The sequence below is a fragment of the Mesorhizobium hawassense genome (assembly GCF_003289945.1).
GTDB classification, from domain to species: domain Bacteria; phylum Pseudomonadota; class Alphaproteobacteria; order Rhizobiales; family Rhizobiaceae; genus Mesorhizobium; species Mesorhizobium hawassense.
On sequence record NZ_QMBP01000026.1, the window covers coordinates 41758 to 64508 of the forward strand.

At 64.4% G+C, this 22751-nt stretch carries 20 protein-coding genes, 1 other RNA gene and 1 pseudogene; 15 read left to right on the forward strand and 7 right to left on the reverse strand.

What is annotated here, in order from left to right; translation table 11 throughout:
* Window positions 1-177: 177 nt before the first annotated feature.
* Window positions 178-906: a 3-deoxy-manno-octulosonate cytidylyltransferase gene (locus DPM33_RS32465; RefSeq protein WP_112101449.1), complete on the forward strand. Its 729-nt coding sequence runs from the start codon at window positions 178-180 to the stop codon at window positions 904-906.
* A 9-nt stretch (window positions 907-915) separates the two neighbouring features.
* Window positions 916-1779: a prephenate dehydratase gene (locus DPM33_RS32470; RefSeq protein WP_112101450.1), complete on the forward strand. Its 864-nt coding sequence runs from the start codon at window positions 916-918 to the stop codon at window positions 1777-1779.
* Window positions 1780-2030: 251 nt separating this feature from the next.
* Here DPM33_RS32470 and DPM33_RS32475 read toward each other — a convergent pair whose 3' ends face one another.
* The 3 genes from DPM33_RS32475 to DPM33_RS32485 are packed head-to-tail and all read right to left on the reverse strand — an operon-like array spanning window position 2031 to window position 3741.
* Window positions 2031-2333, reverse strand: coding sequence for a Dabb family protein (locus DPM33_RS32475; RefSeq protein ID WP_112101451.1), 303 nt, complete (start codon window positions 2331-2333; stop codon window positions 2031-2033).
* A 10-nt stretch (window positions 2334-2343) separates the two neighbouring features.
* The gene (gene nudC / locus DPM33_RS32480) at window positions 2344-3285 is read right to left on the reverse strand and encodes an NAD(+) diphosphatase (RefSeq protein WP_112101452.1); all 942 of its coding nucleotides are present in this window, start codon (window positions 3283-3285) and stop codon (window positions 2344-2346) included.
* A gap of 36 nt (window positions 3286-3321) precedes the next feature.
* Window positions 3322-3741: an HIT domain-containing protein gene (locus DPM33_RS32485; protein WP_112101453.1), complete on the reverse strand. Its 420-nt coding sequence runs from the start codon at window positions 3739-3741 to the stop codon at window positions 3322-3324.
* 180 nt (window positions 3742-3921) lie between these two features.
* On the opposite strand from DPM33_RS32485, the gene ffs reads away from it, so the two are divergent.
* From ffs to DPM33_RS32540, 11 genes are all read left to right on the forward strand, one after another.
* Window positions 3922-4018, forward strand: an RNA gene (gene ffs / locus DPM33_RS32490) — signal recognition particle sRNA small type.
* A 105-nt stretch (window positions 4019-4123) separates the two neighbouring features.
* Entirely contained in the window at window positions 4124-5935 is a 1812-nt protein-coding gene (locus DPM33_RS32495; protein ID WP_112101454.1) for a DNA polymerase III subunit gamma/tau, read from the forward strand.
* Between the two features lie 22 nt (window positions 5936-5957).
* Window positions 5958-6281, forward strand: a complete 324-nt coding sequence (locus tag DPM33_RS32500; protein ID WP_112101455.1) for a YbaB/EbfC family nucleoid-associated protein — start codon at window positions 5958-5960, stop codon at window positions 6279-6281.
* Window positions 6282-6497: 216 nt separating this feature from the next.
* Entirely contained in the window at window positions 6498-7484 is a 987-nt protein-coding gene (locus tag DPM33_RS32505; protein WP_112101469.1) for a cell wall hydrolase, read from the forward strand.
* 99 nt (window positions 7485-7583) lie between these two features.
* On the forward strand, window positions 7584-8189 hold the full coding sequence (gene recR / locus DPM33_RS32510; RefSeq protein ID WP_112101456.1) for a recombination mediator RecR: 606 nt from the start codon (window positions 7584-7586) through the stop codon (window positions 8187-8189).
* A 63-nt stretch (window positions 8190-8252) separates the two neighbouring features.
* The gene (locus DPM33_RS32515) at window positions 8253-9464 is read left to right on the forward strand and encodes a lytic murein transglycosylase (RefSeq protein ID WP_245442591.1); all 1212 of its coding nucleotides are present in this window, start codon (window positions 8253-8255) and stop codon (window positions 9462-9464) included.
* Window positions 9465-9725: 261 nt separating this feature from the next.
* Complete coding sequence (locus DPM33_RS32520; protein WP_245442593.1) at window positions 9726-11354, forward strand: ABC transporter substrate-binding protein; 1629 nt, start codon at window positions 9726-9728, stop codon at window positions 11352-11354.
* Between the two features lie 19 nt (window positions 11355-11373).
* Window positions 11374-12441, forward strand: coding sequence for an ABC transporter permease (locus DPM33_RS32525; RefSeq protein ID WP_112101459.1), 1068 nt, complete (start codon window positions 11374-11376; stop codon window positions 12439-12441).
* Complete coding sequence (gene nikC, locus DPM33_RS32530; protein WP_112101460.1) at window positions 12438-13358, forward strand: nickel transporter permease; 921 nt, start codon at window positions 12438-12440, stop codon at window positions 13356-13358. Before DPM33_RS32525 ends, nikC begins: the two co-directional genes overlap by 4 nt.
* Window positions 13355-14194: an ABC transporter ATP-binding protein gene (locus DPM33_RS32535; protein WP_112101461.1), complete on the forward strand. Its 840-nt coding sequence runs from the start codon at window positions 13355-13357 to the stop codon at window positions 14192-14194. Before nikC ends, DPM33_RS32535 begins: the two co-directional genes overlap by 4 nt.
* Window positions 14191-14937 carry an ABC transporter ATP-binding protein gene (locus DPM33_RS32540; protein WP_112101470.1) on the forward strand — a complete coding sequence of 249 codons (747 nt, stop codon included), beginning with the start codon at window positions 14191-14193 and terminating at the stop codon, window positions 14935-14937. Before DPM33_RS32535 ends, DPM33_RS32540 begins: the two co-directional genes overlap by 4 nt.
* Window positions 14938-15148: 211 nt before the next feature.
* Here DPM33_RS32540 and DPM33_RS32550 read toward each other — a convergent pair whose 3' ends face one another.
* From DPM33_RS32550 to DPM33_RS32560, 3 genes are read right to left on the reverse strand one after another with little or no spacing between them, the layout of a single operon-like run.
* A complete protein-coding gene (locus DPM33_RS32550) occupies window positions 15149-18223 on the reverse strand; it encodes an efflux RND transporter permease subunit (protein ID WP_112101463.1) in 3075 nt (1024 codons plus the stop codon).
* Complete coding sequence (locus DPM33_RS32555; RefSeq protein WP_112101464.1) at window positions 18223-19296, reverse strand: efflux RND transporter periplasmic adaptor subunit; 1074 nt, start codon at window positions 19294-19296, stop codon at window positions 18223-18225. Before DPM33_RS32555 ends, DPM33_RS32550 begins: the two co-directional genes overlap by 1 nt.
* Complete coding sequence (locus DPM33_RS32560; protein ID WP_245442587.1) at window positions 19293-20273, reverse strand: efflux RND transporter periplasmic adaptor subunit; 981 nt, start codon at window positions 20271-20273, stop codon at window positions 19293-19295. The genes DPM33_RS32555 and DPM33_RS32560 overlap by 4 nt, the downstream gene beginning before the upstream one ends.
* Between DPM33_RS32560 and DPM33_RS37205 the strand changes: the two genes are divergently transcribed.
* Window positions 20266-20481, forward strand: a complete 216-nt coding sequence (locus DPM33_RS37205; protein ID WP_245442589.1) for a hypothetical protein — start codon at window positions 20266-20268, stop codon at window positions 20479-20481. The genes DPM33_RS32560 and DPM33_RS37205 overlap by 8 nt on opposite strands.
* Before the next feature lie 268 nt (window positions 20482-20749).
* Complete coding sequence (locus tag DPM33_RS32565; protein WP_112101471.1) at window positions 20750-22027, forward strand: 4-aminobutyrate--2-oxoglutarate transaminase; 1278 nt, start codon at window positions 20750-20752, stop codon at window positions 22025-22027.
* Between the two features lie 6 nt (window positions 22028-22033).
* On the opposite strand, the pseudogene DPM33_RS32570 reads toward DPM33_RS32565, so the two are convergent.
* Window positions 22034-22751 (reverse strand): annotated as a pseudogene (locus DPM33_RS32570) (IS630 family transposase); the annotation flags it as partial.

Consider the following 22751-nt stretch of genomic DNA (forward strand, 5'->3'; position numbering starts at 1 on the left):
TTTTCCGGCGGACCGTCCCGTCCACTCCGTCCGTCGGTATCGCGAACTGCCTCGAAAGGCCAGTCAAATCGGGCGGAAACTAGGTCTTTTGCTCCGGCGTTGCAACACCTATAAGGGCGCTTCCAGTGAGACCTTTTGCCACTTTCCACCCGCGTTTTTCGACTGCTCCAGAATCCGATGTCAACCTTGATCCTGATCCCCGCCCGCATGGCCTCGACGCGCCTGCCGGGCAAGCCGCTGGCCGATATCGCGGGCGCGCCGATGATCGTCCATGTCGCCCGCCGCGCCGCCGAGGCCGGGCTTGGCCGTGTCGTGGTGGCGACCGACACGCAAGCGGTCGCGGAAGCAGTGCGGGCGCATGGCTTCGAAGCGGTCATGACCCGCACGGACCATGAATCCGGCTCCGACCGCATCTTCGAGGCTCTGACCGCCCTCGATCCTGGAAAGCAGGTGGAAACGATCGTCAATGTCCAGGGTGACCTGCCGACCATCGATCCCGAGATCATCGGCGCGTCGCTGCGGCCTTTCGCGGACAGCTCCGTCGATATTGCCACGCTCGGCGTCGAGATCGTGCGCGACGAGGAGAGGACCAATCCCAACGTCGTCAAGATCGTCGGTTCGCCGCTGTCGGCGACACGGCTGAAAGCGCTCTATTTCACCCGCGCAACCGCGCCATGGGGTGAGGGGCCGCTCTATCATCACGTCGGCCTCTACGCCTATCGGCGCGCCGCGCTCGAACGCTTCGTCGCGCTGAAGCCGTCGCCGCTGGAGCGCCGCGAGCGCCTGGAGCAATTGCGCGCGCTCGAAGCCGGCATGCGCATCGACGCCGAGGTCGTGCAATCGCTGCCGCTCGGCGTCGACACGCCCGGCGATCTGGAGCGGGCAAGAAAAATCCTGTCAAACTGAGACGTCCTCATGACCGCGAAGACCAACCGAATCTCCTTCCAGGGCGAGCCTGGCGCCAACTCCGACACCGCCTGCCGCAACATGTTCCCCTCGATGGAACCGTTGCCGTGCCCGACCTTCGAGGACGCCTTCAACGCGGTCGAGACCGGCAAGGCCGAGCTTGCCATGATCCCGATCGAGAACACGATCGCCGGGCGCGTTGCCGACATCCATCACCTGTTGCCGGAATCGAAGCTGCACATCGTCGGCGAATATTTTCTGCCGATCCACTTCCAGCTGATGGTGCTGCCGGGGGTGAAACGCGACGAGATCAAGACCGTGCACAGCCACATCCATGCGCTGGGGCAGTGCCGCAAATACATCCGCAAGAACGGCTGGAAGCCGGTGATCGCCGGCGACACGGCGGGTTCGGCCAAGATGGTGTCGGAGGTCAGGGACCGGACCATGGCTTCGCTGGCGCCGGCACTTGCCGCCGAGCTCTATGGGCTCGACATCATCGAGAAGAATGTCGAGGACACCGACTCCAACGTCACCCGCTTCGTCGTACTGACCAAGAATAAGCAATGGGTGGAGCGTCCCGCGCCGGACGCCAAGATGATGACCACTTTCATGTTCCGCGTCCGCAACGTCCCGGCCGCGCTCTACAAGGCCATGGGCGGTTTCGCCACCAACGGCATCAACATGACCAAGCTCGAGAGCTATCAGCTCGGCGCCTTCACCGCGACGCTGTTCTATGCCGACATCGAAGGCCATCCGGATGATCCGTTGGTCAAGCTGGCGCTCGACGAGCTGCGCTTCTTCTCGCGCGAAATGCGCATCCTCGGCGTCTACCCGGCAAGCGCGTCGCGCGAGCAGTGGAAGGTGGCGGATTAAGGCTGGTTGCGCCTGCTAGGTTAGCCGAAACGCTTGTGCTTCGTCATCCACGGGCGGAGCAAGGAGCGAAGCGACGCGCGCAGACCCGAGGATCCATGCCGCGACGTCGACGCGTTGCGACGGTTCAGAATTCTGCTCCGCTGCGCCCTTCGCGAACGTCACGGCATGGATTCCAGGGTCTCCGCTTCGCTCCGCCCTGGAATGACGACCTCATGGAGGTGCGCCCTAATCTCGGACGTCGGCACCGATTTTCAGCCGAAGCCGAGTGGCACGTAGTCGATCTCCAAGAACTTCTCCACCTCCGGAATCCAGCGGTCGCGCACGAAGGCGACATGGTCGGGATGCTCGTTGTAGCGCGTGTAGGCCGCCTGGTCGGCGAACTCCATCGAGAAGCCGAACTGGTAGTCGTTCTTCGGGCTCACCTGCCGCAGTTGCTCGAAATGCGTGACGCCCTTGATCCCGGTGAGGATCTTCTTGGCATCGTGGAGAAACCGCTTTGTCTCCAGCGACTGCAGCGGATGCTTCAGCGTGAACACGACGGTGTGACGGATCATTTCTCGGCTCCTATTCGCTGTCGACCCAGGCGCGGATGAGATGATGGGCGATCGCCCCTTTCGGCGGCGTGATCAGGCCGCCATCATGCGTCCTGTCCAGCATCCTGCGCACCTCGTCGCGCAAAAACCAGCGGCAGTCTTCCAGCTCGTTGAGATCGGCCTGGATGTCCTCGTTGAGCGGCTCGCCGAAGCAGCCGATCATCAGCGAATAAGGAAACGGCCAAGGTTGGCTGGCGTGGTAGACGACACGGCCGAGCCGGATGCCGGCTTCCTCCAGCGTCTCGCGGCGCACGGCCGCCTCGATCGTCTCACCCGGCTCGATGAAGCCGGCAAGCGCCGAATACATGCCCGGCGCGAAATGCCTGCCGCGTCCGAGCAGGCATTTGTCGCGCGTCGCCGTCAGCATGATCGCCACCGGGTCGGTGCGCGGGAAATGATCGGTGCCGCAGGCCGGACAGTGCCGCCTGTAGCCGCCGGCGCGCATTTCCGAACGGTTGCCGCATTTCGAGCAGAAGCCGTGGCTGGCGTGCCAGGCAAGCAGCGCCGCCCCTTGCGCCAGCGCGCCGGCCGCCGCCTCGTCGATCAGCCCTTGCATGTAGACGGACCGGTAATCGATCGCCTTGATCGTCTCCGGCAGCTTTTCCGGCTCGACGCCGGCCGGAACCGCGAGCACCGGCCCGCCATCGGCAAAGCCGAGCAGCACGCCCTGATCGAGCGACACCTCGAAGGGTTCACTTTCGGCCGCAGTGAACCAGGGGTCGAACTTTCCGCCGTCGAGCTTCAGGTAGAGCCGCCCGGCGTGCATCAGCATCAGCCGCGCCGCCGGGTCCGCAAGCGCCTTCTCCACCGCATCGTCGGCGCGGTTTTCCGATTGCCGGTCGATCCGGTTGCCGGCGAAACCGACGAACTGGCTCGGCTCGCGCAAGGGCGCGTCAAACAGGCGAAAGCTCATGGGGACTCTGAAATGTGCAGGTGGATACTGGTCAGTTTATAGCGCCGCCTTGATCGTTTCGGCAAACCGCCTGATATCGGAGCTCTGGTAGGGTTCGGGGATGCCGTGCCCCCAGACGGGTCCCGGCCAGCCGGGATCGCCCTCGGAGCGGGCGACGACGTGGACATGCAACTGGCGCACGATGTTGCCGAGCGCGCCGGTGTTGATCTTGGTGCAGCCGGTCACCCGCTTCAGCGCCTGCGCCACCATATTGGTCTCGAAGGTCAGCATTGCCTGGTCGAGCGGCGTCATTTCGTGGATTTCCTCAACGCCCGGCCGCTGCGGCACCAGCACCAGCCATGGCCAGCGGCGGTCGTTCATCAGCCGGAGTTCGCACAGGCCAAGCCACATGAGCTGCTCGCTGTCCGCCTCCAGCCGGGCGTCCAGCGTGAAACCGGCCTTGAGGCCAGGCAGCATGGGCGTTTCCTTTACGCTTGTAAGCATTTTCCAAACCCGGAACGCTAGAGCGGCGGCAAGGTGGCTGCAAGCGATTCATTGACCGCTGTCATCGATTTGAAGGACTTTCCGGTCTCGATGTGGCGGCTGGTCCCGGCTCGGCCCTTGCATTTCGCCGCCGAATTGCCGATATGGAACGCGGGAGGTTGGTGGTGGACGATCCACTCGCCAACCGGGTCAGGTCCGGAAGGAAGCAGCCCTAACGAGCCCGGAACGGGTCATTGTTCCAGCCTCCCACCTCTTCGCCTTTCTCCCGCGACATTGACGGCTCCAAGCCGTGCGGGCGAGACCATGCGCAGGAATCGGCCGCCTTCCGTCGCGGTCCTGGGAGCTTTGACGGCGAATGAGCGAAGCCGGAAATTTGGGGCCGGAAAGCCTGCAAACAGGGAAGGCCGGCGCCTACCGGGTGCTGGCGCGCAAATATCGCCCTTCGAATTTTTCCGAGCTGATCGGCCAGGAGCCGATGGTCCGCACGCTGACCAATGCGTTCGCCACCGGGCGCATCGCCCAGGCCTGGATGCTGACCGGCGTGCGAGGAGTGGGCAAGACGACGACCGCGCGCATCCTCGCGCGTGCCCTCAATTACAAGACCGCGACCGTCGACCAGCCTTCCGTCGACCTTTCGATCCCCGGCGAGCATTGCCAGGCGATCATGGAAGGCCGCCATGTCGACGTCATCGAGATGGACGCCGCCTCGCATACCGGTATCGACGACATCAGGGATATCATCGACCGCGTGCGCTATGCGCCGGTCTCGGCCCGCTACAAGGTCTACATCATCGACGAAGTGCACATGCTCTCCACCCAGGCCTTCAATGGCCTATTGAAGACGCTGGAAGAGCCGCCGCCGCACGTCAAATTCATCTTCGCCACCACCGAGATCCGCAAGGTGCCGATCACGGTCCTGTCGCGCTGCCAGCGCTTCGATCTGAGGCGCATCGATGCCGGCGCGCTGGTCGCGCATCTCTCCTCGATCGCCGCCAAGGAAGGCATATCGGTTGACGATGATGCGCTGGCGATGATCGCGCGCGCCGCCGAAGGCTCGGCGCGCGATTCGCTTTCCATCCTCGACCAGGCGATCGCCCATGGCAGCGGCACCGTCAGCGCCGAGGCCGTGCGCGCCATGCTCGGCCTGGCCGACCGCGCCCGCATCATCGACCTGTTCGAGCACGTCATGAAGGGCGACGTGGCCGCGGCCCTTGCCGAGTTCCGCGCGCAATACGACACCGGCGCCGATCCGGCCGCCGTGCTCACCGATCTTGCCGAGTTCAACCATCTCGTCACCCGCCTGCGTTTCGTGCCGGCCGCCGCCGCCGATGCCTCGCTCTCGGAGGACGAGCGCCGGCGCGGTGCCGAATTCGCCAATATGCTGTCGGTCAGGGTGCTGTCGCGGACCTGGCAGATGCTCTTGAAGGGCATTCCCGAGGTGCAGTCCTCCAACCGTCCGGTCAGCGCCGGCGAAATGGTGCTGATACGCCTGGCGCATGCCGCCGACCTGCCGACGCTGGACGAGGCGTTGAAATCGCTGGAAGGGGCAGGCCCTGTATCGAATGGCGCGCCGCGCGCCAATGGCGCTCCGGCCGGCAATGGCGGCGGCGCAAGCGCTGTCGCACAGACGCGGATGCCGTCCTCCGGTGGCGGTGCGCAGACTATGCGTCTGGTCGAGGCGCAGCCGGTGCCGGCGGCCTTCGTTCCGGCGCCGGAGCCGGTCGCCGAAACGCCAGTCGTTCCGGTCAAATCGCTGGCCGACATCGTTGCGCTGGCTGACGCCAATCGCGACATGGCCTTCAAGGTGCTCTTGAAACGCTGCGTGCGGCCGGTGCGCATCGAGCCCGGCCGTCTCGACGTCACCTTGACCGACGACGCGCCGAAGATGCTGCTCAACGATCTGACCGCCAAGCTGCGCGCCTGGACCGGTCGCAACTGGCTGGTGTCGCTGTCGAAGGAAGCGGGCGGTCAGACATTGGCCGAGATGGAGACGACGAAGCGCGAGAACGCCTTCTCCGATGCCAAGAGCGACCCGACCGTCGCCGCCATTCTGGCTCGCTTCCCCGGCGCCAAGATCATCGACGTGCGCATCCCGGACGTGCCGGACGTGGAGGAGGCCGAGGCCGAAGTGCCGGTCGAGCCTGCTGCCGACGACGACGAAATCTGAAAACAATCTTAGAGGACCAGTGATGAAAGATCTTCTCGGCCTGATGGGCAAGGCAAAGGAAATGCAGGCCAAGTTCCAGGCCATGCAGGATGAGATCGCCACGCTCGAAGCCACCGGCCAGGCCGGCGGCGGCCTGGTCAGCATCACACTCACCGGCAAGTTCGAGATGAAGGCGCTGAAGATCGATCCGTCGCTGATCAAGGCGGAGGAGGCCGAGATACTCGAGGACCTCATTCTGGCCGCCCACAATGACGCCAAAAATAAGGTCGAGCAGGTCATGCAGGAGAAGACCAAGGCGTTGACGGCGGGTCTGCCGATTCCTCCTGGAATGAAATTGCCGTTCTAAGCCGGCGTCCGCCAGTTAATTGATTATGAACGGAAATTGAGCGCAGGCGGCGTTATTAACCATTTCCCGGTGATGCTCACGCGCTCATTTCGCGGCTTTCATAAAGTTTTACCCAAGTCCAGATTTTGCTAACCCTCTAGCCATCTTTTTGCCCGAAAGAGTCTCATTCTTGCCACATCTCGGGGCGGGCTGGCATCTGGACATGAGGCTTTTTTGGTGATCGCGACGCGATGGAAGACGCCGCTGCTGCTTATCGGCATCGTCACTTCCCCCTTGTTCCTGGCCGGCTGCAGCCAGACGACTTCCTCCCATGGCATGTCGGTGGCGAGTCTGACCGACGCCATCACGCCGAGCTTCCTGAGCACGCGCTCCTACAAATATTCGATGAAGGACAAGGAATGCCTGCAACGGGCGATGTTCTTCGAGTCCAACCGGTCTAGCCGCGACGGCATGATCGCCGTCGGCACGGTCGTCATGAACCGACTGCGCTCCGGCCAGCATGGTAACACGATCTGCGAGGTCGTCGGCGAGACTGGCCAGTTCGCTCCGGGCGTGCTGACGCGGCCGATGAATTCGAGAGCGCTGCCCGATGTCGAGGCGGCAGCCGACGCGGTGCTCAAGGGCGAGCGCAAGGGCAAGCTCAAGAACACGATGTATTTCCACACCGCCGGCCTGCACTTCCCCTACAAGAACATGCATTACACCATGGTGGCCGGCGGAAACGCGTTCTATGAGAAGCGCGGCCGCAACTGGCAGCCGCTGCCGGACGAGCCGATGGTGGCCATGACCTCCGACAAACAGCAGAAGGTCGATCCTACCGCTCCCGTGCTGGTGGCGTCCGCCGAGCCGGTGGTCAAGACGATCGTACGGCAGGATCCGTCCAAGCAGGTCGCGACGGATGCGGCCGAACCGACGCTTCCGGCCAAGGCGATCGTTCCGGCCGAGCAGACCTATGTGACGGCTGCCGCGGCGCCTTCCCAGAAATCCGGCCGCCTCGCGCAGAAGCAGATTGTGGTGGCGATGCAAGAGCCGATGGCCGAACCGGACGCTTCGCGTTTCGGCGGCACGATCAAGGGCCGCTACATCACCTCGGTGCCCAATGCGCCGCAGGAAGCGGCGATGGGCTTCCAGTCGACGCCTGAGAACACCGACGCCATCGGCGCGATGATCGTCAGCCAGGACCGGCCGCTCGAAACCAACTGAACCCGATTGCATCCGACACACGGCCCGCCATGGCAGCATGGCGGGCCGTGTGTCGTTGGGGCTGTTCCAAACCGCGCTGAAAAATCCTAGATCAAGGCGATGTCGAAGAGAATCGCCGGACCGGAAATCGAACGCCTGATCCAGCTCCTGGCCAAGGTGCCGGGGCTTGGGCCGCGTTCGGCACGGCGCGCGGCACTCCATCTCATCAAGAAGAAGGAACAGCTGCTGGAGCCTTTGGCCGCTGCCATGGCCGAGGCGGTCGACAAGGTGCGCATCTGCTCGACCTGCGGCAATGTCGATACGTCCGACCCTTGCATGATCTGCACCGATCCGCGCCGCGACGCCGGCACGCTGATCGTCGTCGAGGACGTCTCCGACCTCTGGGCGCTGGAGCGGGCGGCGGCCATGAACACGCGCTACCACGTGCTCGGCGGCACGCTGTCGCCGCTCGACGGCATCGGTCCGGACCAGCTCAACATCCGCTCCTTGGTCGATCGCGTCGCCGGCGGCGAGGTGAAGGAGGTGATCCTTGCCGTCAATGCCACCGTCGAGGGGCAGACGACCGCGCATTACCTGACCGATCAGTTGTCGGGCTTCGAGGTGAAAGTGACGCGGCTGGCGCATGGCGTGCCTGTCGGTGGCGAGCTCGACTATCTCGACGAGGGCACGCTGGCCGCGGCGCTGCGCTCGCGGACGGCGTTTTGAGAGATGGGGGGTAGTGTGGAGACGACAGAACGCGGCTTTTCCAAATACGGCTTCGTATTTCTTCTGATCGCGGTAATCAGTTGCATTCTCACCACCCCCACCCGCGCCGCTCCCATCGACGACCAGTTCCAGGCCTGGCTGCAAACCGACCTGTGGCCCGAGGCCAAGTCCAAGGGCATCTCGAAAAAAACCTTCGACGCCGCCTTCACCGGCGTGAAGCCGAACTTGAAATTGCCGGACCTCGTGATGCCCGGCGAGACGCCGACGACGCCTGAGAAGCAGCACCAGGCCGAATTCGGTCCGCCGGCCAACTATTTCGCCGAGAAGATCATACGCGCCGTCACCACAGGCGGCCGTACGCGTGAGAGCGCCAATGCAAGGGTGCTCGGGCTGATCGAGAAGCGCTATGGAGTGCCGGGCGATATCGTCCTGGCGATCTGGGGGCGCGAGACCGGTTTCGGCGCCGCAAAGATGCCCTACGACGCCTTCGAGGTGCTGGGCACCAAGGCCTTCATGTCGACGAAGAAGGACTTCTTCCGCACCGAGGTGCTGGCGGCGCTCGAAATCGTCGAGCGCGGGCTGGCGCCGGTCAACGCCATGAAGTCGTCCTGGGCCGGCGCGCTCGGCCAGCCGCAATTCATGCCGACATCGTTCCTCAAGCATGCCGTCGATTTCGACGGCGACGGCCGGCCCGACATCTGGAATTCGACGCCCGACGTGCTCGCCTCGATCGCCAATTATCTCGTCCATTATGGCTGGGTGAGGGGGCGCGGCTGGGGGACCGAAGTGACGGTGCCGACCAACGTCTCCTGCTCGCTCGAAGGACCCGACCAGGGCAAAACGATTTCCGACTGGGTGGCGATGGGGATCAGGCGCGTCGACAACAGGGCCTTCCAGGCAAGCGAACTGAAAGCCGAGGGCTTCCTGCTGATGCCGGCCGGGCGCAGCGGTCCGGCCTTCATCGTCACGCCCAACTTCTATGTGATCAAGCAATACAACAACAGCGATCTCTACGGCCTGTTCATCGGTCATGCCGCCGACCGCATCGCCAAGGGCGACGCAACCTTTGTCGATAGCTGGGGCGCGGTCGGCGACCTGCACCGGTCGGACATCGCCGCCCTGCAGCGCGCGCTGGAGGCCAAGGGCTACGATGTCGGCAGCGCCGACGGCCTGCCCGGCTTCAAGACCCGTCGCTCGATCGGCGTGTGGCAGTCGAAGAACGGCAAGCCCGCGACCTGCTTTCCCGATGCCGCTCTGGTCTCGCAGCTGAAATAGCAGCCGCTTCTTCTTGCGCGTACTTTGGCAAATTTTTGCTGATCCGCGCTCTCAATTAGCCGGCGCATGGTCGACACATCGCGGCCCGTTTGGTCCGATACGTCGTCGCGCATGTTGCCGGGCGGGCACTGTCGAATAGGGAGTTGACCAACTGGACAAAAACCACGACGGTACGTGGTCCAAGCCGCCGTCGGCTCCGCAAAGAATAATGAAGCCCTGAGCCGGGAACTCAGGTCAACAAAACAGGGAACAATCACCATGATGCTGGAAAAGTTTGCCGTCCGTAGCTTGCTTGCGGGTGTGGCGATGACTGCGCTCCTCGCAACGCCTGCCTTCGCGGTTACCCCCGCCGATACGCTGGTCGAGGGCTTTGCCATCGACGACATCATCTCGATGGATCCGGGCGAGGCCTTCGAGCTGTCGACGGCCGAAGTCACCGGCAACACCTATGATCTGCTGGTCCGCCTCGATCCCAGCGACACCTCCAAGGTCAAGGGCGATCTTGCCGAGAGCTGGACCGTTTCCGATGACGGCCTGACCTACACCTTCAAGCTCAAGCCTGGCATGAAGTTCGCCTCCGGCAATCCGATCACCGCTGCCGACGTCGCCTATTCCTTCGAGCGCGCCGTCAAGCTGGACAAGAGCCCGGCCTTCATCATCGGCCAGTTCGGCATCAGCGGCGACAACGTCACGGAAAAGGCCAAGGCCGTCGACGACACCACGTTCCAGTTCGTCGTCGACAAGGCCTACGCGCCGAGCTTCGTGCTCAACTGCCTGTCTGCCACCGTCGCCTCGGTCGTCGACGCCAAGCTGGTCAAGGAACATGTCGCCGCCGTCACGCCGAGCGCCGACTACAAATGGGACAACGACTTCGGCAACGCCTGGCTGAAGACCGGTTATGCCGGCTCGGGCCAGTTCAAGCTGCGCGAATGGCGCGCCAATGAAGCCGTCGTCATGGAGCGCAACGACAATTACAACGGCGAGAAGGCCAAGCTCGCCCGCGTCATCTATCGCAACATGAAGGAAAGCTCGGCGCAGCGTCTGGCGCTCGAAGCCGGCGACATCGACGTTGCCCGCAACCTCGAGCCGAACGATCTCGATGCCATCGCCAAGAACGGCGACCTCACCACCACCAGCGCGCCGAAAGGCACGGTCTACTACATCAGCCTCAACCAGAAGAACCCGAACCTCGCCAAGCCCGAGGTGCGTCAGGCGTTCAAATATCTGGTCGACTATGATGCGCTGAGCACAACCATCCTCAAGGGCATCGGCGAGATCCACCAGTCCTTCCTGCCCAAGGGCGACCTCGGCGCCGTCGACGACAATCCCTTCAAGCTCGATGTCGCCAAGGCCAAGGAACTGCTCGCCAAGGCCGGCCTGCCGGACGGCTTCAAGGTGACCATGGACGTGCGCACCGGACAGCCGACCACCGGCATGGCGGAATCGATCCAGCAGACGCTCGGCCAGGCCGGCATCAAGCTGGAGATCATTCCGGGCGATGGTAAGCAGACGCTTACCAAATATCGCGCCCGCAATCACGACATCTATATCGGCAACTGGGGTCAGGACTATTTCGATCCGAACTCCAATGCCCAGACCTTCGCCTCGAATCCCGACAATTCGGATGCGGGCAAGTCGCACACACTCGCCTGGCGCAATTCCTGGGACATTCCGGATCTGACCAAGGAAACAGAGGCGGCCCTGCTTGAGAAGGATGCCGCCAAGCGCGCCGACATGTACAAGGATCTGCAGCAGAAGATCCTCGATACCAGCCCCTTCGTCATTATCCACCAGCAGCTCGAAGTGGCCGGCTTGCGCAAGAACCTCAAGGGCTTCGCGCTCGGCCCAAGCTTCGACACCAACTTCGTCGGAGCGGTTTCGAAGGAATAGCGCCGGCGGACGCGCTCGCATGAGCGTAGCTGAAAACCAGGCGGCGGCAGGGGGCGGCAGCGCTCGTGCCGTCGCCATTCTATCTGCGCTTGGCCGCTTCCTGGTGATCGCCGTGACGACCTATCTTGGTCTGCTCGCGGTCACCTTCTTCATCGGTCGCGTCATCCCGATCGATCCGGTACTGGCCGTTCTCGGCGACCGGGCGCCCGTTGCCGTCGTCGAGCGCACGCGCCGCGAGATGGGCCTCGACCTGCCGCTGATCGAGCAGTTCTACATCTATGTCAAAAGCGCGCTGAACGGCGATTTCGGCACGTCGGTGCTGACCACCAATCCGGTGATGTCCGATATCCGCCGCGTCTTCCCGGCGACCATCGAGCTGGCGACGCTCGGCACCATCATCGGCGCCGTCATCGGCGTGCCGCTCGGCGTTTTGGCCGCGGTTAAACGCGGCAGCCTCATCGACCAGATCGTGCGCATCATCGGCCTGATCGGCTATTCCGTGCCGATCTTCTGGCTGGGACTGCTCGGGCTCGTCCTGTTCTATGCCAAGCTGCAGTGGGTCGCGTTTCCGGCGCGGCTCGACGTCGTCTACGAATACACGTTCACGCCGATCACCGGATTCTATCTACTGGACGCCGCGATGCAGGGGCAATGGGATGTCTTCTACGACGCCTTCCGCCACATCATCCTGCCTGCCGCGCTGCTCGGCTATTTCGCGCTTGCCTATATCAGCCGCATGACGCGCTCCTTCATGCTGAACGAGCTGGCGCAGGAATACATCGTCGCTGCCCGCGCCAAGGGCCTTTCGGAGACGCGCATCATCTGGGGCCATGCGCTGCGCAACGCCGCCGTGCCGATGGTGACGGTGATCGCGCTCTCCTATGCCAGCCTGCTCGAAGGCTCGGTGCTGACCGAGACCGTCTTCTCCTGGCCGGGCATCGGCCTCTACATCACCAACTCGCTGCAGAATGCCGACATGAATGCCGTGCTTGGCGGCACGATCATCATCGGCTCGGTGTTCATAGGCATCAACCTCCTGTCCGACCTGCTCTACCGGGTGCTCGATCCAAGGACCAAGGCCGGATGAGCGCCGAAATCATCCAATCCAGACGCGAATGGTTGCTCAGCGACCGGCCGGCCTCGCGCCTGCAGGCGAGGCTCGGCCGCGCCTATGTCACCTGGCGGCGCTTCTCGGCCAACCGGCTCGCCTTGATCGGCCTGCTGATCATCATCGCGCTGCTGGTCGTCGCGGCCCTTGCCGATGTGCTGGCGCCCTATTCGCCGACCATCGGCGACCTAAAGAACGCTCGCCTGCTGCCGCCCGGCGCCGCGCACTGGTTCGGCACCGACGATCTCGGCCGCGACATCTATTCGCGCATCGTCTACGGCTCGCGCTGGACGCTCTATGTAGTGATCCTCGTCGCCGTGATCGCCGCGCCGATCGGCCTGCTGGTCGGCACCGTGGCTGGCTATGCCGGCGGCTGGACGGACGCGATCCTGATGCGCATCACCGACATCTTCCTCGCCTTTCCCAAGCTGGTGTTGGCGCTGGCCTTCGTGGCGGCGCTCGGCCCGGGCATCGAGAACGCCGTGCTGGCGATCGCCATCACCTCCTGGCCGCCTTACGCGCGCATCGCGCGTGCCGAAACGCTGACCGTGCGCAACTCCGACTACATCAAGGCGGTGCAATTGATGGGCGCCTCGCCCTTCCGCATCGTGCTGCGCCACATCATGCCGCTCTGCGTCTCCTCGCTGATCGTCCGGGTGACGCTCGACATGGCGGGCATCATCCTCACCGCCGCCGGCCTCGGTTTCCTCGGTCTCGGCGCGCAGCCGCCGCTGCCCGAATGGGGCGCGATGATCGCGTCGGGCCGCCGCTTCATTCTCGACCAGTGGTGGGTGGCCGCAGCCCCTGGCGCTGCAATCCTCATCGTCAGCCTCGGCTTCAACCTGCTTGGCGACGGCCTGCGCGACGCGCTCGACCCCCGGAGTGGCGACCAATGAGCGGCGACACGCTCCTCGAAGTCGACGATCTGCGCGTCACCTTCCCGACCCGCACGGGCCTTGTGCAGGCGGTGCGCGGCGTCTCCTTCTCGCTTGGCCGCGAGCGTCTCGGCATCGTCGGCGAGAGCGGTTCGGGCAAGTCGCAGACCGGCCGCGCCATCATGGGGCTGACCCCGCCGCAGGCGCAGGTTTCGGCCAGGAAACTCGCCTTCGACGACATCGACCTGCTCTCGATCTCGCCCCGCCAGCGCCGGTCGCTGCGGGGAAACCGCATCGCCATGATCCTGCAAGATCCCAAATATTCGCTCGATCCGGTGATGACCATCGGCCGTCAGATCGTCGAAACGCTGCGCACGCACGAAAAAGTCTCCAAGGCCGAGGCGCGCGAACGAGCGCTGGCCATGCTGCAGGCGGTGCAGATCCGCGACCCGGCCCGCGTGTTCGACCTTTATCCGCATGAGGTTTCGGGCGGCATGGGGCAGCGCGCCATGATCGCCATGATGCTGATCACCGGACCCGAGCTGATGATCGCCGACGAGCCGACCTCGGCGCTCGACGTCACGGTGCAGCTCGACGTGCTCAAGATCCTAGACAAGCTCGTCGCCGAGCGCGGCATGGGGTTGATCTTCATCTCGCACGACCTGCGCCTGGTGTCGTCCTTCTGCGACCGCGTCGTCGTCATGTATGCCGGCAAGGTGGTCGAGCAGATCAAGGCCTCTGAGCTGCGCGACGCCCAGCATCCCTACACGCGCGGCCTGCTCAACTGCATGCCGCGGATCGGTTTCGAGCGCCATCCGCTGCCGGTGCTCGACCGCAAGCCGGAGTGGGCGGCATGACGGCCGCGATCGCCATCCAGGGGCTGGAAGTGGTCTTCGACCGTTTCCGCGCGTTGAAGGGCGTCAGCCTCGAAGTCGGCGAAGGCCAATCCTACGGCCTGGTGGGCGAGAGCGGTTCCGGTAAATCGACATTGCTCAAGGCAATCACCGGGCTGGCGCCCGTCGCTTCCGGCACCGTCACCGTGAACGGCAAGACGCTCGGCAAGACCCGTGACAAGGCCTTCTATCGCGACGTGCAGATGGTCTTCCAGGACCCGTACGGCTCGCTGCATCCGCGCCAGACGGTCGACCGCCTGCTGCAGGAGCCCCTCGCGATCCATGGCATCGCCGACGGCGAGAAGCGCATCGAGCGTGCGCTGGACGAGGTCGGCCTCGGCAAGGGCTTTCGCTTCCGCTATGCGCATCAGCTCTCGGGCGGCCAGCGCCAGCGCGTGGCGATCGCCCGCGCGCTCATCCTCGAACCCTCGATCCTCTTGCTCGACGAGCCGACCTCCGCGCTCGACGCCTCGGTGCAGGCCGAGGTGCTGAACCTGCTCGAAGAGGTGCGGCGGCGGCGCAAGCTGACCTTCCTGATGGTCAGCCACGACCTCGCCATCATCACCCATATGTGCGAGCGGCTGATGGTGATGCAGAACGGCGAGGCGGTTGAGACACTGACCGCGAGCCAGCTGATCGGGCACCGGGTCAGCGAGGACTATACGCGCAATTTGCTCAGGGCGAGCGAGGGGTTTGTGAGGGTGTAAGCTCTCAATTGTCGAGCCCGAGTTCCTTCGCGCCCCCCTCTGGCCTGCCGGCCATCTCCCCCACAGGTGGGGAGATGGGCTGTCATCGCGGCTTTCGCCAATCACCTGCGTTGCAGAATGGGCGCGGCGCCAGAACCGCTAATCTCCCCCCTCGTGGGAGAGATGTCCGGCAGGACAGAGGGGGGGCGCGAAGGAACTCGGGCTCGCTGCCTTAAGTTCCCCCGAACGCGGCTGTTGCTTCCTGCTTCGGCTCCTTGATCCTGAACCACGTCACATAAAGCGCCGGCAGGAACAGCAGCGTGATCGCCGTGCCGGCGATGATGCCGCCCATCATGGCGTAGGCCATCGGCCCCCAGAACACCTCGCGCGCGATCGGGATCAGCGCGAGACTAGCGGCCGCAGCGGTCAGCGCGATCGGCCGCATGCGGTGCTCGGTTGCCTCGATCACCGCCGCCCAGCGGTCCTTGCCTTCTTTGACGAGGTCCTCGATCTGCACGATCAGGATGACCGAGTTGCGGATCAGGATGCCGATCAGCGCCAGCACGCCGAGAATGGCGACGAAGCCGAGCGGCGCGCCGCTGGGCACCAGTGCGGCCACCACGCCGATCAGGCCGAGCGGCGCCACCGCCACAACCAGGAACAGGCGCTGGAAGCTCTGCAACTGCACCATCAGGATGGTCGCCATGACGAACAGCATCAGCGGCACCACGGCCGCGATCGGTCCCTGGCTCTTGGCGCTTTCCTCGACCGAGCCCGCAGTCTCGACCGAATAGCCGGGCGGCAGCTTGGCGATGAAAGCGTCGACCGACGGTTTCAGTTCGTTGACCACCGTTGCCGGCAGCACGTCGCCGACCAGGCCGGCGCGCACGGTGATCGTCGGTATCCGGTCGCGCCGCCAGACCGTCGGCTGCTCGAGGTCGTAGCGGAAGTTGGCGATGGCCGCCAACGGGATCGACTCGCCGGTGCCGGTCGGCAATTGCAGGTTCTGCAGCGTCGAGATCGAGCTGCGGTCCGCCTCGCGCGAGCGCGCCACGACATTGATCAGATAGGTGGCGTCGCGCACTTGCGTGATCGTCGCGCCGCCGACCGTGCTGTTCAGGGCGCTGGCGATGTCGGAGGAGGTGATGCCGAGTTGGCGCGCCTTGTCCTGCAGCACGTCGACCCTCAGCACCCGCTGCGGCTCGTTCCAGTCGAAGGTCGGCGCCGCCAGCTTCGGATTGGCCGAGATCAGGCCGGCGAATTGCTGCGCCAGCTCGCGCACCGTCTGGATATCGGGGCCGCCGACGCGATATTGCACCGGACGGCCGACCGGTGGCCCAAGCTCCAGCGGCTTGACGAAGGCGTCGGTGCCGACGAACTCCGCGCGCAGCAGCTTTTCCAGCGCCGGCTTGACCCGGTTGCGCGCCTCGATGCTCTTGGTGACGATCACCGTCTGGCCGAAATAGGGATTGGCCGGCTGCACGTCATAGGCAAGCACGAAGCGCACCGCGCCCTGACCGATATAGGAGGAGAAGTGGTCGATGTCGGGATTGCCGACCAGCGCCCGCTGTTCGAAGCGCTCCATCTGGTCGCGCGTCTCGGTGATCGAGGAGTTCTGCGGCAGGTTCCAGTCGACGATCAGCTCCGGCCGGTCGGATGGCGGGAAGAACTGCTGCTGCACGAGCCCGAAGCCGACGATCGAGGCGGCGAACAGAAGCACCGTCACGATAATGGTCAGCCAGTGCCGGCGCACTGACAAGACAAGCACGCGCCGGAAAAGTGAGGTGAAGCGTCCAGGCTGGTCATGATGCTTCTCCTTCATCGTCGCCGGCAGGATTGTTACGCCCAGCAGCGGTGCGAATAGCACCGCCACGATCCATGACACCAGCAGCGACACCGCGATGACGACGAACAGCGTGAAGGTGTATTCGCCCGCCGCGCTCGAATTGAGGCCGATCGGGATGAAGCCGGCGACCGTCACCAGCGTGCCGGTCAGCATCGGGAAGGCGGTCGAGGTGTAGACATAGGTCGCCGCCTTGCGCAGATTGTCGCCGACCTCCAGCCGCGCCACCATCATCTCGACCGCGATCATCGCGTCGTCGACCAATAGCCCGAGCGCGATGATCAGCGCGCCGAGCGAAATACGCTGCAGCGAGATCCCGAGATAGGCCATGACCGTGAAGGTGATGGCCAGCACAAGCGGGATCGACAGCGCCACGACGAAGCCGGCGCGCATGCCGAGGCTGATGAAGGAGACGGCGAGCACGATCGCCACGGCTTCGAACAGCGCCCGCGTGAAGCCCGACACCGCCTCTTCGACGATGACCGGCTGGTCGGCCACCAGATGCACGCCGACACCGACCGGCAGGTCGGCCAGCACCTTCTGCATCTCCTCATGCAGCGCCTCGCCGAATTTGAGCAGGTTGGCATTGGGCTTCATACCGATGGCAAGCCCGATGGCATCCTGGCCGTTGAAGCGGAACAGGGTCGACGGCGGATCGACATAGCCACGCCGGATCGTCGCCACATCGCTCAGCCGGAAGAAGCGGTCGTTGACGCGCAGATTGATGGCCTGCAGGCTCTCCTCGGAGGTGAACTGGCCGCCGACGCGCACGCTGATGCGCTCCGGCCCGGACTGGATGACGCCGGAGGGCGTGATCGCGTTCTGCGCCTGCAGGCTGGCGACGATCGCCTGCTGGTTGAGGCCGAGCGCCGCGATCTGCCGGCTCGAGAACTCGAGATAGATCGCCTCGTCCTGGGCGCCGACCAGATCGACCTTGCCGGCATTCGGCACGGTCAGGATCTTGGTGCGGACATCCTCGACATAGTCGCGCAATTGGCGCGGCGTCAGCCCGTCGGCGGTGAAGGCGTAGATGTTGCCGTAGACGTCGCCGAAGCGGTCGTTGAAGAACGGACCCTGCACGCCTTGCGGAAACTGCGCCTTGATGTCGTTGACCATGTTGCGCACCTGAAGCCAGTTCGGCACGACGTCGCGCGCCTTGGTGGTGTCCTTCAGGTTGACGAAGATGACTGTCTGGCCGGCGGTGGTGACGGATTTGGTGTAGTCGAGGCTGTCGAGCTCCTCGAGCTTCTTCTCGATGCGGTCGGTCACCTGCTGCACCGTCTCCTTGACCGAGGCGCCGGGCCAGTTGGCCTGGATGATCATGGTCTTGATGGTGAAGGCGGGGTCTTCCTCGCGGCCGAGATTGAGATAGGAAAAAATGCCGGCCACCACGAAGACCAGCATGAAATACCAGACCATGGAGCGGTGGCTGAGCGCCCAGTCGGAGAGGTTGAAGCCCTTCATCAGGCGCCGCCCTCCGGCACTTTCACCTTCTGGCCTTCGCTCAGGCTGTGGACGCCGGCGGTGACGACGCGCATGCCGGCCTGAAGGCCTTCCGCCACCGTGAAAGAGCCGCCGTTCTTCGCGGCGACCTTGATTTCGCGCGTGCTCACGCTGGAGGATTGCGGATCGACGATCCAGACCTTTTCCGAACCGTTCTTTTCGAGCAGCGCCGATATCGGCAGTTCGATCGTCGGCGTGACCTTGGTCATGCGCGTTGCGGTGATCGTCGAGCCCAGGCGGAACGCCGGCGGCGGATTGACCAGCGTCAACCGCACGCGGCGGCTGCGCGTCGAGCCCTCCGATTGCGGCGCGATCTCGCGCAGCTTGGCGTCGGTTTTGATGGTCGGCAGCGATTGCAGGATGATCTCGAACGGCGTGCCGACGGTGAGGTCGCCGATCAACTGGTCGGGAATATCGACCACGGCCTCGCGCGGGTCGGTGCGCGCCACGGTGACGACGGTCTGTCCGGCCGACACGGTCTGGCCGACCTCGGCGCCGGTAGCGGTGACGACGCCGTCGAAATCGGAGAACAGCCGGGCATAGCCGAGCTGTTCCTGCGACTTGGCCAAAGCGGCATTGGCGCGCTCGACACCGGCTTCCGCGGCCTGCCGCGCTTGTTTGGCGGCATCGAATGTAGCCTGCGAGGTGTTGGCCGAGGCAAGCAATTGCCGCTGACGATCCTCGCTGGCGGCAGCGTTGGCGAACTGCGCCTGCGCGTTCGACAGGTCGGCTTTCGAGGCCTGAACGGCAAGCTCCAGCGCCGTCGGGTCGAGCGCCGAGATCGTCGTGCCCTTGGTGACGAGGTCGCCGACCTTGACGTCGCGCGAGACGACGCGGCCGAGCAGGCGGAAGGCGAGGTCGGCGCTGTATTGCGGCTCGACCGAACCTGCGAAGCCGAAGGTCTCGACGGTCTTCGGTTCGACGACCATCGACAGAACCGGCCGGATGACCTCCGGCGGCTTCTCTTCCGAACGCGAGCAGGCGGCAAGCGCGGTAAGGATCAGCAGGGGAGCGATGTGTCGCAACCGGTTCATTGGCTCGCCCCCGCCACCTCGATCGTCTGTCCGGGACTGAGCAACTGCCCGCCGGCGGTGACCACGCTCTGGCCTTCCCGCAAACCCTTGTCGACGACGACCACGCCGGAATCGAAGGCGAGCACCTCGACCGGCGCGGTGCTGACAGCTTTGCTCGAAGGGTCGACGATCCAGACGGCGGGCTTGCCGGCGGTCGAGGTCAGCGCCTGCCAAGGCAACAGGATGGCCTTGACCGATCTGGCGCTGACCGTGCCGATCACGGCCGCGCCCAGCGGCATGCCGGCAGGCGTGTCGGGTATGCCGATCTTGACCCGGATCGACCCCGACGCGGTATCGACCGCTGGCGAGATCTCACGCACCTTGCCGACTGCCCTGACTTGCGGGTCGCCAAGCAAGGTGATCGTCACCGCCGGCGAAGGCGGCGTTTGAGCCACCAGCGTCTCTTGCACGTTGAAGACCGCGTCGCGGTCCCCATCCTCGGCGATGGTGAACACCGTCTGCGCAGCCTGCACCACCTGCCCGGCCTCGACCTGCCGCGCCGTGATGACGCCGGCGGCGCCCGCCTTCAGTTCGGTGTAGGAAAGGTTCTCGTTGGCGTTGGAGAGTGCGCTTTGCGCCGCATCGACGCTGCCTTGCGCCACTTTCAGCGTCTGATTGGCGGTGTCGAAATCCCGTCTCGTCGTAAAGCCTTGCGAAAGCAGCGTCTTTTGCCGTTGATACGTGGCTGCCGCCTGGGTGAGCTGCGCTTGTGCGGCATCAAGGTCGGCCTGCGCCGAACGCAGATCCGATTGCTGTTCCTGCGGATCGATGCGTGCCAGCACCGTGCCCTGGTCGACATGCTGGCCGACATCGACCATGCGTTCGGCGACGCGGCCGCCGACGCGGAACGACAGATTGTTGAGTGTGCGGGCCGCGATCACTCCGGTCAGCGAGGTCCGCGGCGCGTAGTCGGCGAGCGCGACCGTTTGCGTGGTCACCAAAACCGGCAGTTTCGTTTCCGCCGCCCGCTGTTTCTGGCAGCCGGATGTCGAAAGCGCCGCGCCGGCGCAAGCCAGCAGCAACACGGTTTTTGAACGACGAGGAAGGCGGGGCGGCGAAGACGGCAAGGCGGACGATGTCGCGTTCCTGCTCATGGTTCCCCTCAACCGGTGGGAGCCGCTCCTGACGGCGGCACGTCGCGGATGAGGCGAGATTAATCGATCGGCGGGAAAAGGAAACCATTTCCGAGACACGCATCGCCGGGCTGGTTAAGATCGTTTCTATCTTTCTGCCTGACGCAATTCCGCATGGAAGACCGCGTCACACTCTGCCTGAAATTGCCTTTAGGCAGGCCCAATTGACTGGACCATGGTGCCGACTTGAGCAAAACGTGAAATAAGGCCAGAAGGGATTTCAACGGCATCAAACGAGAACGGGCCCAATCTCGACGAGGGATGGCCCGATGAGGGACGAGATGAAGAATTCAGCCATTTCCGAACGCAAGAACCAGTCGATTTCGCGCGGCGTCGGCATGACGACGCAGATCTACGCCGATCGCGCCGAGAATTCGGAAATCTGGGATGTCGAGGGCCGCCGCTATATCGACTTCTCTTCCGGCATCGCCGTGGTCAACACCGGTCATCGCCATCCGAAGGTGATCGAGGCGGTCAAGGCGCAGCTCGACCGCTTCACCCACACCTGCCACCAGGTCGTGCCTTACGAGAGCTATGTACGGCTGGCCGAGCGCCTGAACGGCATGCTGCCCGGCAAGTTCGACAAGAAGACCGTCTTCGTCACCACCGGCGCCGAGGCGGTGGAAAACGCCATCAAGATCGCCCGCAATGCCACCGGCCGCCAAGCCGTCATCGCCTTTTCCGGCGGCTTCCACGGTCGCACCTTCATGGGCATGGCGCTGACCGGCAAGGTCGTTCCCTACAAAGTCGGCTTCGGCGCCATGCCCGCCGATGTCTTCCATGCGCCGTTCCCGGTCGCGCTGCACGGCGTTTCGGTCGCTGATTCGCTCGCCGCGCTGGACAGGCTGTTCAAGGCCGATGTCGATCCGGGCCGCGTTGCCGCCATCATCGTCGAGCCGGTGCAGGGCGAGGGCGGCTTCTACGAAGCGCCGCGCGACTTCATGGCCGCATTGCGCAAGATCTGCGACCAGCACGGCATCCTGCTCGTCGCCGACGAGGTGCAGACCGGCTTTGCCCGCACCGGCAAGATGTTCGCCATGGACCATCATGACGTGGCGCCCGACCTCACCACCATGGCCAAGAGCCTTGCCGGCGGCTTCCCGCTGTCGGCCGTCACCGGTCGCGCCGAGATCATGGATGCGCCCGGCCCCGGCGGCCTCGGCGGCACCTATGGCGGCAGCCCGATCGGCGTCGCCGCCGCGCACGCCGTGCTCGACGTCATCGACGAGGAAAAGCTCTGCGACCGTGCCAACGCGCTGGGCAGCCGACTGAAGCAGCGGCTGGAATCGATCCGCGACGACGTGCCGGAGATCGTCGACATCCGCGGCCCTGGCTTCATGAATGCGGTCGAGTTCAACGACGTGAAGAAGGGCCTGCCGTCGGCCGAATTCGCCAATGCGGTCAGGCTGAAGGCGCTCGACAAGGGCCTCATCCTGCTCACCTGCGGCGTCTACGGCAACGTAATCCGCTTCCTGTCGCCGATCACCATCCAGGACGGCGTCATGACCGAGGCGCTGGATATTCTGGAGACCTCGATCCGAGAGGCGCGGGCCGCTTAGACTCTTTCACGTTTTGACGGAAGCGTATCCCGCGTTTGCGAAGTAGTTGCTGCATTCGGCTGTCTCGATTGTTTCGACGAGGTGGCCGATGTGGCGCCAAGTGTCCTCGACGGTGCGTTTCTGCGCTTGGCGCATCCAGTGTTTGATCTTGGCGAAGGCCTGCTCGATGGGATTGAGGTCCGGGGAGTAGGGCGGCAGGTACCAGAGCCTAGCGCCGGCGGCCCTGATCATTTGCCTGCCGCTGACTTGTGGCTTCCAAGATTGTCCATGATGACGATATCGCCCGGCTTTAGCACAGTGACGAGCTGCTGCTCGACATAAGCGCGGAAGCATTGGCCGTTGATTGGCCCGTCGAAGACGCAAGGTGCCGCGAGCCGATCCCAGCGCAGCGCGCCAAGGAAGGTCAGCGTGCGCCAGTGGCCGTGCGGAGCCAGGCCGCGCAGCCGCTTGCCTTTCGGCCCCCAGCCGCGCAGCGGAGCCATGTTGGTCTTGATCCAGGTCTCGTCGATGAAGACCAGGCACTGCGGATCGAGGCCTGTCTGCCAGGATCGCCATCGCTGGCGCCGACGGGCAATATCGGCACGTGCCTGTTCAAGGGCGAACAGCGTTTTTTTTGAAGCTCAGCCCCTCGCGGCGCAGGAATTGCCATACCGCATTGTGCGAGACCTTGACCCCGCGATCGGCCAACTCATCCTTCAGACCGTGCAGCGTCAGATGCGGCGTC